Origin of the sequence: Zobellella maritima (assembly GCF_003075035.1) — a bacterium.
Classification (GTDB): domain Bacteria; phylum Pseudomonadota; class Gammaproteobacteria; order Enterobacterales; family Aeromonadaceae; genus Oceanimonas; species Oceanimonas maritima.
Genome location: NZ_QCZE01000001.1, coordinates 2,169,428 through 2,181,681 on the forward strand (window position 1 = coordinate 2,169,428; position 12,254 = coordinate 2,181,681).

Consider the following 12,254-nt stretch of genomic DNA (forward strand, 5'->3'; position numbering starts at 1 on the left):
AGCCCTGAACGGGCTCTTTTTATAGCTGCTGCCCCAACCAGTCGGCAAAGCCCGGCAGGGCCCCCAGATGGGGCAGCAAGGCAATATCCAGTTCCGGATATTGCCGTTGCTTCTCGGCGATAACCGAGGGCAGATCCGTGACCACATGTTTTCCCTCGGCCAGAAAATAGGGGAACAGGCGGATACAGCGTGCCCCCGCCGCAACCTGGTTGTCGATCGCCTGCCCCAGGTCAGGTTCGGCCAGCTCCCAAAACGCATGACCGGTCAAATCAAACTTGGGAGCAAGCCCGCTGTTCAGGGCCCGTGAAAACCGGGCAATTTCATCATTTGCTGCGGCCCGACGACTGCCATGGGCCACCAGTATAAACCCCTTCATATTACTCCTGTTTCAGATCTATCTCGGGTGGTTGAGCGCTCAGTACATCCACGCAGAAATCCCAGCTGGATATACGGTAATGCTGAATATCCTCATCAAGGTGGGCGCCATGGGTTTCCTGATGAAACCAGGTCAGAAAACGGGAAGGCGTGATTAGCTGGATCTGACTGTCGATATCCCACTCGTCGTCGTCCACCTGTTCCAGAACATCGGCACCTTCAAGCACCCGGTAACCATACAGATGTTCAAATACCAGTTGATACGATACCTGTGGCGGGCTGTCGATATCGGTCGGGATCCCCATTGAGAGCACAAGATTGCCGTTCCAGACATCCTGATGCAGTGCGGTTAACATTAGGCCGGTGGTCAGTCCGCAGGCTCCAGCCCATGGTACAGCCACTTGTCGAATTGCATTTAGTTCCATAACGACCTCCCTGATCCGGGTAAGGGTCTGAATCAGTTATAACAGTCCGGGAGTAAAGGGGGCAAGTCGGGGCAAAAAAAAACCCGGCCAGGCCGGGTTTTGGGAATGCGTTACTTAACTGCGTCTTTCAGGGCCTTACCAGCAACAAAGCTGGGTACGTTTGCCGCCGCGATCTGGATCTCTTTACCGGTTTGAGGATTGCGGCCGGTACGGGCAGCACGATGGCTCACCTTGAAAGTGCCGAAGCCAACCAGTTGTACCGGGTCACCTTCTTTCAGGCTTTGGGTGATGCCACTTAGCACTTCTTCCAATGCGGCCTTGGCTTGAGTCTTGGTCAGATCTGCTTTGGCGGCGATTGCATCGACAAGCTGAGTCTTGTTCATAGGATATCCTTTCTCACTTGGCATTAAGCTGTTGGTTGCCCACTCTATTCAAATTTAGGCCTCAAGCAAAGCCTTTGTCCCTGGGCCTTACTCAAGTGCATTAGTTTTGTTCAGAAATTGCGGAAAACATCACACTGCACACAGGAAACGCCGGATAGAGGCCGTCTGCTCTGTGCCGGGCATGCCCAGCATAGCCGACGACCCCTTGCCCTGCCAAGCCTCAAGCCCGCTTGCATCGCGAATTTTCCACCCGGTTCAGCCACCGAGCTTTTTAATCACCACCGTAGAATCACAGCGGCCATACCCTTCCTCGATCAACTCCGCATAGAGCCGGTTCACCTGCTCTATCAGCGGCAGCTTGATACCCTGACGCCCGGCCTCCTGCAGGCAGATGCTCAGATCCTTGTGCATCCACTGGGCGGCAAAACCAAAATCAAACTTGCCTTCGGCCATGGTCTGGGCCCGGTTTTCCAGCTGCCAGCTCTGGGCCGCTCCCCCGGCCAGCACATCGACCAGGGTGGCGATATCCAGCCCGGCTTTTTTCGCCAACAGCAGGCCTTCGGCAATGCCCTGCACCGCTCCCACCACGCAGATCTGGTTGACCATCTTGCAACGCTGCCCCGAGCCGACCGGTCCCAGACGGGTCACTTTCTTGCCATAGGCGGCCAGCACAGGTTGGGCCTGGGCGACATCCGCCTCGTCCCCCCCTATCATCACCGTCAGGGCGCCGTTTTCGGCTCCCGCCTGGCCACCGGAGACGGGAGCATCGATAAAGCGGACACCAGCATCGGCGCCCGCCTGATACAGCTCTTCGGCCAACTCGGCAGAGGTAGTAGTGTGATCCACCAACAGGGCGCCGGGCTCAATGCCGGCCAATATGCCCTGCTCACCGTAGACCACAGCGCGTACATCATCATCATTGCCGACACACAGCATAACGATGTCGGCCCCTTTGGCCGCCTGTGCCGGGGTATCGGCCCGCCGCCCGCCAAACCGTGCGACCCAGGCATCAGCCTTTTCGACGTTACGGTTATACACGCATAGCTGATGACCGGCCTGCTGTAAATGCCCCGCCATGGGCGCCCCCATTACCCCCAGACCTATAAAGGCTAACTTCATCAAGTACCCCCTGTGTTTTTAAATAGACAGCGATCAATAACCAGCACCGAGCATAGCCAAGCCGTCGCTCAAAGTCACACCAGCGGCCCCGCTGAGTGAAAATTCGGCAAATACGTATAGTAATGGCAGATTCTACAAAATCAGGACGCCAACACGGGGATCTTCAGCAAAAAAAAACTAAATGACTATTTATTCAAATGGCACCAAAAGGCTCCATACAGAGCCAATTAAAAGTGAAAAACTATTCACATTTATCAATTAAAACAAAACAATAAAAAGCATAATAAACCAATTCAACATACAACATAAAGACAATAGGTTGCTATTTTGCAATAATCCAGATCGTTTACATGGATTTAACCATTTTCACAGTTCAAAATATTGAAGCGTGAGACTTGCACTCCGTAATTAAGAGGGATTATGAACAGCGACACTCCAAAAATACCCTTTGCCATGGCTATCTTGCCGATCATCCTGATGGTCGGGGCCATGCTGGTAACCATTGTTATCTTTGAGGGCAGCCCTCATATACCGCTTGCGTTTGGCACCGTCGTCGCCGCCCTGGTGGCCTGGAAGCATGGCTACAAGTGGCAGCAAATAGAAGAAAGCATCTACAGCGGCATTAAACTGGCTCTGCCTGCCGTGGTGATCATCATGCTGGTCGGTGTTGCCATAGGTGCATGGATCGGCGGCGGCGTTGTCGCCAGCATGATTTACTACGGTCTGAAAATACTGTCGCCTTCTCTGTTTCTGGTCTCCATCACCCTGATCTGTGCCGTGGTCTCCATCGCCATCGGCAGCTCCTGGTCCACCATGGGCACCATCGGTATTGCCGGCATGGGTATCGGCATCAGCATGGGTATTCCCGCCCCCATGGTTGCCGGCGCCGTGATTTCCGGATCCTATTTCGGTGACAAGTTGTCGCCCCTGTCTGACACCACCAACCTGGCGGCAGGCTTGACCGGTACCGATCTTTTTGAACATATCAAGCATATGCTTTATACCACCATACCCGGGCTGCTTATTGCCCTGGCCGTATACTGGTATCTGGGTCTGAGCTTCACCGCCGGCGACACCGAGTTCGAAAAAATCAACGCCACCATGGCCATACTGCAGGAAAGCTTTGTCATTTCCCCCTGGTTGCTGTTAATCCCGGTGTTCGTTATCTTCCTGGTCACCAGGAAGGTGCCGGCTCTACCCGCCCTGTTCGTGGGGATATCACTGGGCTTCCTCAGTCAGATATTCATTCAGGGAGGCTCTGTCGCCGACGCGGTGAAGGCCCTGCAAACCGGCTTCAGCATCGAGACCGGCAATGAGATGGTCGACGGCCTGTTCAACCGGGGCGGCCTGGAGTCCATGATGTATACGGTGTCCATGACCATCGTTGCCATGACCCTGGGTGGCGTGCTGGAAAACACCGGCATGTTGAAAGCCATCGTTGAGAAAATCATCAGCAAGTCCAAGTCGGCGAAAAGCCTGATACCGACCACTATTTCTTCCTGTTTCCTGACCAATGCCACCTGCTCGGAGCAGTACATCTCAGTGGTGGTGCCCGCCAGGATGTTCGCCAACTCCTATAAGGAAAAGGGATTGCACTCCAAGAACCTGTCCCGGGCACTGGAAGATGGCGGCACCCTGACCTCGGTCTTTATTCCCTGGAATACCTGTGGGGTCTTCATTCTGGCCACCCTGGGCGTTCATGCCCTGGAGTATGCTCCTTATGCGGTACTCAACTTTGCCGTCCCCATGCTCTCCATCGTCTTCGCTCTGACCGGCTTTTCCATCGTGAAGCTGCAGGGCACCGATCAGCTGGACGAAGTCAACAATGAGGATGCTATCGAGGCCACCCGGGAGGTACACAAAGCCAATATCTGATGCTGACTGAGCAACCTGATGAAGCACAGTTAGCCATATAGCTTTTTGCCATTCCAGACGATGAGTAGGCCATTCCCAGGCCTGCTCATCGTGCTACCAAAACACCGCTAATACCGCTGTCATGACTCACTTGGCATTGCAGGAATGAAACATGAATAAACTACCAAGGGTCGTATGGGATCAAGCCAGGCTATTGCATAATGCGGCTTTCCTGGACGCGCTATGTAACAAGCATGAATATTCGATCAGCTGGACTCCCGTCACCAAGGTCGTCTGTGCGGATCCCGACATCATCCAGGCCCTGCTCAACAAGGGTTATCATGCCCTTGCCGACTCAAGAATAGAAAACCTTAAAAGTATCAAGAAGATATCACCTAACTGCCAAACAACCTTGTTGCGTTTGCCCGGCCTGCATGAAATCGCGGAGGTCATCCGATATGCGGATGTCAGCCTGGTATCAGAAATCGAGACCATTAAAAAACTGCAAGAAATGGCACAGGATGTCGGCGTCATCCACAAAATAATCCTGATGATCGAACTGGGTGATCTGCGCGAAGGCATATTGGCAGAACACCTGTCTGACATCGGTCGCTTGATACTGGCCCAGAGCAATATCGAGTGGCTCGGCATCGGCACCAACCTGACCTGCTATGGAGGGGTGATTCCCACCAGAGAAATCATGATGGAGTTACTCGCCACAAAACAGCAGGTAGAGAAAGAATTGGGACACTCCCTCTCGATCATATCCGGTGGCAACTCCAGCATACTGCCGCTGCTGATGGAACGGCAAATCCCGGAGGGCGTAAACCAGCTCCGGCTGGGTGAGGCGCTGTTCTTTGGTAAAGAGACCGCCTATGGGGGGAAAATACCCGGCATGTACGATGACATCTTCACGCTGCAGGCTGAGGTTATTGAAGTAAAAGAGAAGAACTCCATTCCCAGGGGGCCCGTGGGAATGAATGCCTTCGGCGAAAAACCTGTTTTTATCGACAAGGGAAGGCATAGAAGGGCCATCGTCGCCCTGGGTGAGCAGGATGTTCCGGCCGCGGACTTGAGCCCGCTGGATCCCTCGATAGAAATCATTGGTGGCAGCAGTGATCACCTCATCCTGGATGTGAGCGGGTCCGATACCAGGGTGGGCGATGTACTGTCATTCAGACTCAACTACAGATCACTACTCTATGCCATGACCTCTAAATATGTTGGCAAAAGCCGGGTAGCAGAAGAGCTGCAGGTAACGTCTTGAGTGATTACCCAAATAACTGATTTACATTGTACTACAGAAGTCAGTTCCGAATGCAGACACGCCGTAACCCCCCGGGGGGCCCGCCGCGCCACTGACCGCCATGAATGGTGGGAATGCCGGGATGGAAGGGAACATTGTCCGGCCCTGGCGCGAGGAGTCGACTTACCGGACCAGACCGCAGCCTGGAGTGTAGTGGTATGTGCATCCGTTATTTAGCATCCTGATAGCAAGGGCAGCGTACCGAGCGCTGCCCCGATTCTCCTCGTCAGCCGACGTTGGTGCTCTCGAAGATTTTGTCGGCAGAAGCGGCCACAAAACCGGTATACAGGCTGCCGTCCGGCTTGGCATAGCGCAGGGCAAACTCGTAGAAACAACTGGGCAACTCGGCCTTGCCGTCGCTGAATTCAACGATGGCGGTATCGGCCATGGTTGACGACTGCTCCAGCAGTACCTCGGGCGACCCCTTGATTTCACCACCCGAGGTATTCAGGCGATAACCGGCGTCTTTCAAGGTGCTGTTGACCTCTTGTAGGGTATCGAAGCCGGACAGCTCATTCACGCTTACGGTAAAGTGGTTGGCACGGTAACCGTAGGCGGCCAGCCAGGCGGCGTATTCGCTTTCTTCCAGCAGGGTCTTGTAGTCCTGGTGACTCACCTTCCAGGGGGCTCCCGAATAGAGGAAGCCGGTCTGTCCGGACAGCCGCTCGTCGACCTGATCCAGCATGCCGGCCACGATGGCCTGCAGCCCGTGCGAACACTGCTCAAGCAGCAGCTCGCTGATGAATACCTTGGGCGCCTGCCGATCTGTCTGGTGTTCATAATGCCTGGCGTACAACTTCTTGGCTTTGAAGTGGTACTCGCCTTTCTGCTCATAGCCCAGGGCCAGGAAATGAGCCGCCAGCTTGTCCAGGTTTACCTTGGGGTGGTTGAAGGTGCGAAACGCCACATGATCGTTGAGGATCGCTTCACCCTTTCCCAACAATTTGTGGATCTTCAGCGCACTGGGAGTCAGGTCCAGATAATCCCGCCACAGGGCGTCGAACAACTCAGTTACCGAGCTATGCATCATGTCTTCCTTTTCATTATTATGAGGGCACTTCCATTCATAACGTAAAAGGCCGCCCACAGGCGGCCTTTTTATTAGAACTGCAAACCGGGCGACAGGGTGTCCGGCATGGATACCTTGTCATCCTCTACCGAGGCCACCGGATAGGCACAATAGTCGGCCGCATAATAAGCGCTGGCCCTGTGGTTACCGCTGCCACCGATGCCGCCGAAAGGCGCCGCGCTGGAAGCGCCGGTGATCGGCTTGTTCCAGTTGACGATACCGGCACGGATGCGACGGAAAAAATAGTCCCAGTCGGCCTGATGGTCCGACAGCAGGCCTGCCGACAAGCCGAAACTGGTGTTGTTGGCGATTTCCAGTGCCTGTTCCAGGCTCTGATAGCGGATCACCTGCAGCAGGGGACCGAAATACTCTTCATCGGGCAGATCCGCCACCTTGGTAACATCGATGATCCCCGGAGAGACCAGGCCGGTGCCCGGCTGCAGATGCTTGAGCATCAGCAGCGAGGTCGCTCCCAGGGCCAGCAGATGCGCCTGGGCGGCCACCATGCCCTTGGCCGCGGCCACGGAGATCATGGAGCCCATGAAAGGCTGGGGCTCGGCGTCATACTGGCCGACCCGAATCGCCTTGGTCACTTCCAGCAAACGGGCCAGTACCTTGTCACCCGCTTCACCCGCTGGTAACAGCAGGCGGCGGGAGCAGGTACAGCGCTGACCCGAGGTAACGAAGGCCGACTGCACTATGGTGTGCACCGCCGCGTCCACATCGGCAACCTCGGTGACCACCAGCGGGTTGTTGCCGCCCATTTCCAGCGCCAGTATTTTGTCCGGACGGCCGGCAAACTGGTTATGCAGCAAGTGACCGGTGCGAGAGGAGCCGGTGAAGAACAGGCCATCGATGCCTGCATGGGAGGCCAGCGCCTTGCCGGTCGCTACCTCGCCTTGCACCAGGTTCAGCACACCGGCGGGCAGGCCGGCCTGCTCCCACAGCCTGACCATTTCTTCCGCCACCATGGGAGTCAGCTCGGATGGCTTAAATACAATGGTGTTACCGGCAATCAGCGCGGGAACGATATGACCGTTGGGCAGGTGACCGGGAAAATTGTAGGGACCGAACACCGCCACCACACCATGAGGCTTGTGACGAACGAAGGCCCGGGCACCGGGCATGGGATTTTCTACCGTGCCGGTACGCTCGAAATAGGCCTTTTCGGAGATGCCCACCTTGCCGATCATGGCCGCGACTTCGGTACGGGTTTCCCAGATTGGCTTACCGGTTTCCCGGGCTATCACCAGGGCCAGCTCTTCTTTATGCTTGCCCAGCGCTTCACCGTAGCGCTTGACGATGGCCAGGCGCTCTTCGATTCCCAGCTCGGCCCAGGCGACAAACGCATGGCGGGCGGCCGCGATGGCGGCATCGACCTGTGCTGCCGAGGCAGTACAGCCGGACCAGATCTCTTCGTTTTTGGCCGGGTCCATGGAGCTGAACAGCTCACCTTCACCCGCCAGCCATTGACCGTTAATGTATTGAATTGCCTGTGTCATCAACCTATCTCCACTACCCGAATGGTGTCGCCGTCTTCAACCTTGAGCAAGCAGGCCGCCTCGTGGCTGATCACTGCCTGGACTTTTTCTTCATTGATCGCCAAATCACCGATCAGCGCCCTGAAGTCGCTGAAGTGCGTGTTACTGACCAGATACTTGGACGTATGCACCGGGTGACCTATCTGTACCGTCAGCCGGCGGCTGTTGCGTACGGAACGGATATGTTTGAGTTCGCACTCCACCGAAGGACCGGCATCGAAAATGTCCACGTAACCGCGACAGGTGAAGCCTTCTTCTTCCAGCAATCTTAGTGCCGGACGGGTCTTATCATGGGTCTTGCCGATCACAGACCGCGCTTCTTTCGATAGCAGATTCACATAGATGGGATACTTGGGCATCAGATCGGCGATAAAACCTTTCTGACCGATCCCGGTCAGGTAGTCGACCGTGGGGAAATCCATGGAGAAAAAGTGCTCTTGCAACCAGCTCCAGAAGGGACTCTTGCCATTTTCGTCGGACACGCCACGCATTTCCGCAATGACCCGCTGATCGAACAGCTCGGAAAATTCGGCGAGAAACAGGAAACGGCATTTGGACAGCAGGCGGCCATTCAGTCCTTCCCGCGCCTGCTCGCGCAGAAACAGGGTGCACAGTTCGCTGACACCGGTGAAATCGTTGGTGAGGGTCAGGGTCTCGACCACATTGTAGACACCCAGCTTGGGCGAGCTGTGTACCTGCTTGCCCAGCAGGTAGGTGTAAAATGGCGATGACAGCCCGACCGCGGCATCCAGTGCCGTTGTCCCGACCACTTCTCCGGTTGCCGTATCTTCGGCCACAAAAAAGTAGAGGTTGTCTCCCTTGCCCGCCGGACGGCAGCGGAAAGCGGCTTCTGAATGATTAATCTTGTTCTGCAACAGCTCGTCATTGACCGGCAGGGAAGTAAACCCATGGCCTGATTCAATGGCTATCTGTTTGAGGGCGGGAAAATCTCTCTGCTCGATGGGGCGAATCACCAACATGCAGGACTCCTTAATGCGATAGGCGACAAGAGTGAGGCGACCCTGCCCCACTCCTAAATCGGTCGCCGTTTGTTACTTAACCGTTTACAACCCGGGCCACGGCACGTTCAAATCGGGCCAGGCCTTCCGCCACTTCTTCCTTGGTGATCACCAGGGAAGGGGCAAAACGGACCACATTGGCACCAGCAACCAATACCATCAACTGCTCGTCCATGGCGGCCATCAGGAAGTCACGGGCACGACCCTTGAATTGCTCATTGAGCACACAGCCCAGCAGCAGGCCCTTGCCACGTACTTCAGAGAAGCAATCGTATTTGGCATTGATGGCGGCCAGACCTTCCCGGTACCAGGTTTCCCGCTCGGTGACGCCGGCCAATACCTCAGGGGTATTGACGGTATCAAAAGCGGCTTCGGCCACGGCACAGGCCAGCGGGTTACCGCCATAGGTAGAGCCATGAGTACCGACCTTCAGAGAAGCGGCGATCTCGGCCGTGGTCAGCATGGCGCCGATGGGGAAGCCGCCGCCCAGCGCCTTGGCACTGGTGAGGATATCCGGGGTAACACCCATCTCCATGTAGGCAAACAGGGCACCGGTACGGCCCACACCGGTCTGCACTTCGTCGAACACCAGCAGGGCATTGTGCTGATCGCACAGCTCGCGCACAGCCTTCACAAAGTCCGCATCGGGACTGATGATACCGCCTTCACCCTGCAGCGGTTCCATGACCACGGCACAGGTACGATCGGACATAACGGCTTTCAGAGCAGCCAGATCGTTATAAGGCACATGCTCGATATCGCCCGGTTTGGGACCGAAACCATCGGAGTAGGCTTCCTGACCACCCACGGTCACGGTAAAGAAGGTACGACCATGGAAACCCTGCTTGAAGGCGATAATCTGGGTTTTTTCCGGACCGAAATGGTCGATGGCATAACGACGAGCCAGCTTGAATGCGGCCTCGTTGGCCTCACCACCGGAGTTGCAGAAGAACACCTGCTCGGCAAAAGTGGCGTCGACCATTTTCTTGGCCAGACGCAGGGCCGGCTCATTGGTCCAGACGTTGCTCAGATGCCAGAGTTTCTCACTCTGCTCTTTCAGGGCGGATACCAGCGCCGGATGGCAGTGGCCCAGGCAGTTCACCGCAATCCCGCCGGCAAAATCGATATATTCGTTGTCGGCCTGATCCCAGATACGAGCACCCTGGCCACGCACCGGAATCACCTTGCTCGGGGCGTAGTTGGGAACCATAACCTGGTCGAACAAATCACGGGTTACTGTCATATCAGACATGCTTAATCTCCTCCGGTTACCGCAGTTTGCTCTGCGATAAAGGTTAAATCCATGTAAATACGCAAGCATTATTACAAACAAATGGTGACTTGTCTTTATGATTAACAAAATAACAGGGCATTCATTCGTTAATAAAGATTAAAATAGTCATTTATATTGCATAAGCTCGCATCAAGGGGGCTCCGGCAGGCCCGGCATTCTCTTTGTCTTGCATAAATGAGCAATAAAAAAAATTTTACGTTCCGCAACCACACAGAGTTAGCCCATGCCTCCCCGGAAGTAGCCATTATTCCTGCGATAGATGGAAGTTACGAACGAAATACACTGATAGCCCCAATAAGTAAAACTAATGGAGCAAGCAAAGAAAACGAACCAAGCGATTGATTTAAAACGATATTTTACTTACACGATCGGAGTCGGTGCGAGGGGGGATGAGTGGAACATGGGCGTCGGCATATAACAATGCACCCGGCATTATCGATATTATTCCCCTCCTTGATACGCGTCGGAAAACCAGCTGCCGTTCAGGCACACCAATCATTGAACGGCAACCGGTGGTATTTTTAAAACGACCCAAAAGACAAAAGAGAAATGCAGTGAGTCCTGGTTCGGTACTCACTGCTGCCGCATTATTATCGGCTTCAGTGGATTAGGCAGCTCGAAAAATTACGGGATGGCTGCAAAGCTTTCCCCATTACAGCAGGGTCAGGAAGTTCTGCAGCAACTGGTGGCCCCCCTGGGTAAGAATGCTTTCCGGATGGAACTGCACGCTGTGCAGCGGCAGGCTGTGATGCTGCATGCCCATGATTTCATCCCGTCCCCCCTGGACGGACTCGCTCCAGGCGGTGATTTCGAAACAATCCGGCAGGCTGTCCTGCTCCACCACCAGGGAGTGGTAGCGGGTCACGGTTAGGGGATCCGGCAGCCCGCTGAATAGCCCCTGCCCGGTGTGGCGAATATCGGACGTCTTACCGTGCATGACGTGTCGGGCCCGTATCACCCGGCCACCGAAGGCCTGAGCGATGGCCTGATGGCCGAGACAGACACCCAGGATAGGGGTATGTCCGGCAAAATGCGTGATGGCAGCCAGAGAAATACCCGCTTCATTGGGAGTACAGGGGCCGGGGGAAATCACCAGCCCGGCGGGCCGCAAGGCGCCGATCTCATCCAGGGTGATGTCATCGTTACGGCGTACCACCACATCCTGCCCCAGCTCGCCAAAATACTGCACCAGATTGTAGGTAAAGGAGTCGTAGTTATCGATCATCAACAGCATGAGTACAGTACCTTTCAGATTTCCGGACGCGCCATTCTAATACCTGAGCCAAGCGCCGCAAGTATCGGCTCATCGGTGACCGCTAAATTATGCTAGAGTCGGCTCCGGACAACCCGCCTGAATTCAGTGAGCCGTACCAGAACCATGGAAAAAGTCGCTATCTTCGTCGACGTACAGAACGTCTACTACACCTGCCGTCAAACCTGCGGCGGCAACTTCGACTACAACGCCTTCTGGGCCCGAGTCACGACCGGCAGACAACTGGTCGGCGCCTATGCCTACGCCGTCGACCGGGGCGACGACAAGCAGCGCCAGTTCCAGAATATCCTCAGGGCCATCGGCTTCGAGGTCAAGCTCAAGCCCTTTATCCAGCGCGCCGACGGCTCGGCCAAGGGGGACTGGGATGTAGGCATCACCATCGACATGCTGGAGTCGGCCACCGTGGCCGATACTCTGGTGCTGGTTTCCGGTGACGGGGATTTTGCCATCCTCGCGGACAAGCTGCGCCGGGATTACGGCAAGCGGGTCGAGGTTTACGGCGCTCCGGCCCTGTCCGCCAGAGCGCTGATGGATGCCGCCAGCGAATTTATTCCCATCGAAGGCGACTTGTTGCTTTAGCAAACAGGGCTGGCGGA

12 protein-coding genes are annotated in these 12,254 nt (G+C 55.5%); 3 read left to right on the forward strand and 9 right to left on the reverse strand.

Annotated features, from left to right (window positions below):
- Positions 1 to 19: 19 nt before the first annotated feature.
- From DCS96_RS10000 to DCS96_RS10015, 4 genes are all read right to left on the reverse strand, one after another.
- Positions 20 to 376 (reverse strand): sirohydrochlorin chelatase, encoded by a 357-nt coding sequence (locus tag DCS96_RS10000; protein WP_116474124.1) that lies wholly within the window; start codon positions 374 to 376, stop codon positions 20 to 22.
- A 1-nt stretch (position 377) separates the two neighbouring features.
- Positions 378 to 800, reverse strand: a complete 423-nt coding sequence (locus DCS96_RS10005) for a hypothetical protein (RefSeq protein WP_116474125.1) — start codon at positions 798 to 800, stop codon at positions 378 to 380.
- A gap of 110 nt (positions 801 to 910) precedes the next feature.
- Positions 911 to 1,183 (reverse strand): nucleoid-associated protein HU-alpha, encoded by a 273-nt coding sequence (gene hupA, locus DCS96_RS10010; RefSeq protein ID WP_116474126.1) that lies wholly within the window; start codon positions 1,181 to 1,183, stop codon positions 911 to 913.
- Positions 1,184 to 1,438: 255 nt separating this feature from the next.
- Positions 1,439 to 2,302 (reverse strand): NAD(P)-dependent oxidoreductase, encoded by an 864-nt coding sequence (locus DCS96_RS10015; protein WP_116474127.1) that lies wholly within the window; start codon positions 2,300 to 2,302, stop codon positions 1,439 to 1,441.
- 420 nt (positions 2,303 to 2,722) lie between these two features.
- On the opposite strand from DCS96_RS10015, the gene nhaC reads away from it, so the two are divergent.
- Complete coding sequence (gene nhaC / locus DCS96_RS10020; protein ID WP_116474128.1) at positions 2,723 to 4,177, forward strand: Na+/H+ antiporter NhaC; 1,455 nt, start codon at positions 2,723 to 2,725, stop codon at positions 4,175 to 4,177.
- A gap of 151 nt (positions 4,178 to 4,328) precedes the next feature.
- A complete protein-coding gene (locus tag DCS96_RS10025) occupies positions 4,329 to 5,423 on the forward strand; it encodes an alanine/ornithine racemase family PLP-dependent enzyme (protein WP_116474129.1) in 1,095 nt (364 codons plus the stop codon).
- Positions 5,424 to 5,688: 265 nt separating this feature from the next.
- Here the strand turns inward: DCS96_RS10025 and DCS96_RS10030 are convergent, their stop codons facing one another.
- The 5 genes from DCS96_RS10030 to DCS96_RS10050 form a co-directional block, all read right to left on the reverse strand.
- On the reverse strand, positions 5,689 to 6,489 hold the full coding sequence (locus DCS96_RS10030) for a DUF1338 domain-containing protein (RefSeq protein ID WP_116474130.1): 801 nt from the start codon (positions 6,487 to 6,489) through the stop codon (positions 5,689 to 5,691).
- 74 nt (positions 6,490 to 6,563) lie between these two features.
- Positions 6,564 to 8,033 carry a succinylglutamate-semialdehyde dehydrogenase gene (gene astD / locus DCS96_RS10035; RefSeq protein ID WP_116474131.1) on the reverse strand — a complete coding sequence of 490 codons (1,470 nt, stop codon included), beginning with the start codon at positions 8,031 to 8,033 and terminating at the stop codon, positions 6,564 to 6,566.
- Positions 8,033 to 9,052 (reverse strand): arginine N-succinyltransferase, encoded by a 1,020-nt coding sequence (gene astA, locus DCS96_RS10040; RefSeq protein WP_116474132.1) that lies wholly within the window; start codon positions 9,050 to 9,052, stop codon positions 8,033 to 8,035. The genes astD and astA overlap by 1 nt, the downstream gene beginning before the upstream one ends.
- 76 nt (positions 9,053 to 9,128) lie before the next feature.
- Positions 9,129 to 10,343, reverse strand: coding sequence for an aspartate aminotransferase family protein (locus tag DCS96_RS10045; RefSeq protein ID WP_116474133.1), 1,215 nt, complete (start codon positions 10,341 to 10,343; stop codon positions 9,129 to 9,131).
- A gap of 694 nt (positions 10,344 to 11,037) precedes the next feature.
- Positions 11,038 to 11,619, reverse strand: a complete 582-nt coding sequence (locus tag DCS96_RS10050) for an anthranilate synthase component II (protein WP_116474134.1) — start codon at positions 11,617 to 11,619, stop codon at positions 11,038 to 11,040.
- 126 nt (positions 11,620 to 11,745) lie between these two features.
- Here DCS96_RS10050 and DCS96_RS10055 point away from each other — a divergent pair, with 126 nt between their 5' ends.
- The gene (locus DCS96_RS10055) at positions 11,746 to 12,237 is read left to right on the forward strand and encodes a LabA-like NYN domain-containing protein (protein WP_232818219.1); all 492 of its coding nucleotides are present in this window, start codon (positions 11,746 to 11,748) and stop codon (positions 12,235 to 12,237) included.
- The last annotated feature ends 17 nt before the right edge of the window (positions 12,238 to 12,254 follow it).

Coding starts and splice junctions, on each gene's coding strand:
- astD (WP_116474131.1), bottom strand. CDS start 8,033: ATGACACAGGCAATTCAATACATTAACGGTCAATGGCTGGCGGGTGAA.
- nhaC (WP_116474128.1), top strand. CDS start 2,723: ATGAACAGCGACACTCCAAAAATACCCTTTGCCATGGCTATCTTGCCG.
- DCS96_RS10050 (WP_116474134.1), bottom strand. CDS start 11,619: ATGCTGTTGATGATCGATAACTACGACTCCTTTACCTACAATCTGGTG.
- DCS96_RS10030 (WP_116474130.1), bottom strand. CDS start 6,489: ATGCATAGCTCGGTAACTGAGTTGTTCGACGCCCTGTGGCGGGATTAT.
- DCS96_RS10000 (WP_116474124.1), bottom strand. CDS start 376: ATGAAGGGGTTTATACTGGTGGCCCATGGCAGTCGTCGGGCCGCAGCA.
- astA (WP_116474132.1), bottom strand. CDS start 9,052: ATGTTGGTGATTCGCCCCATCGAGCAGAGAGATTTTCCCGCCCTCAAA.
- DCS96_RS10025 (WP_116474129.1), top strand. CDS start 4,329: ATGAATAAACTACCAAGGGTCGTATGGGATCAAGCCAGGCTATTGCAT.
- DCS96_RS10045 (WP_116474133.1), bottom strand. CDS start 10,343: ATGTCTGATATGACAGTAACCCGTGATTTGTTCGACCAGGTTATGGTT.
- DCS96_RS10005 (WP_116474125.1), bottom strand. CDS start 800: ATGGAACTAAATGCAATTCGACAAGTGGCTGTACCATGGGCTGGAGCC.
- DCS96_RS10015 (WP_116474127.1), bottom strand. CDS start 2,302: ATGAAGTTAGCCTTTATAGGTCTGGGGGTAATGGGGGCGCCCATGGCG.
- hupA (WP_116474126.1), bottom strand. CDS start 1,183: ATGAACAAGACTCAGCTTGTCGATGCAATCGCCGCCAAAGCAGATCTG.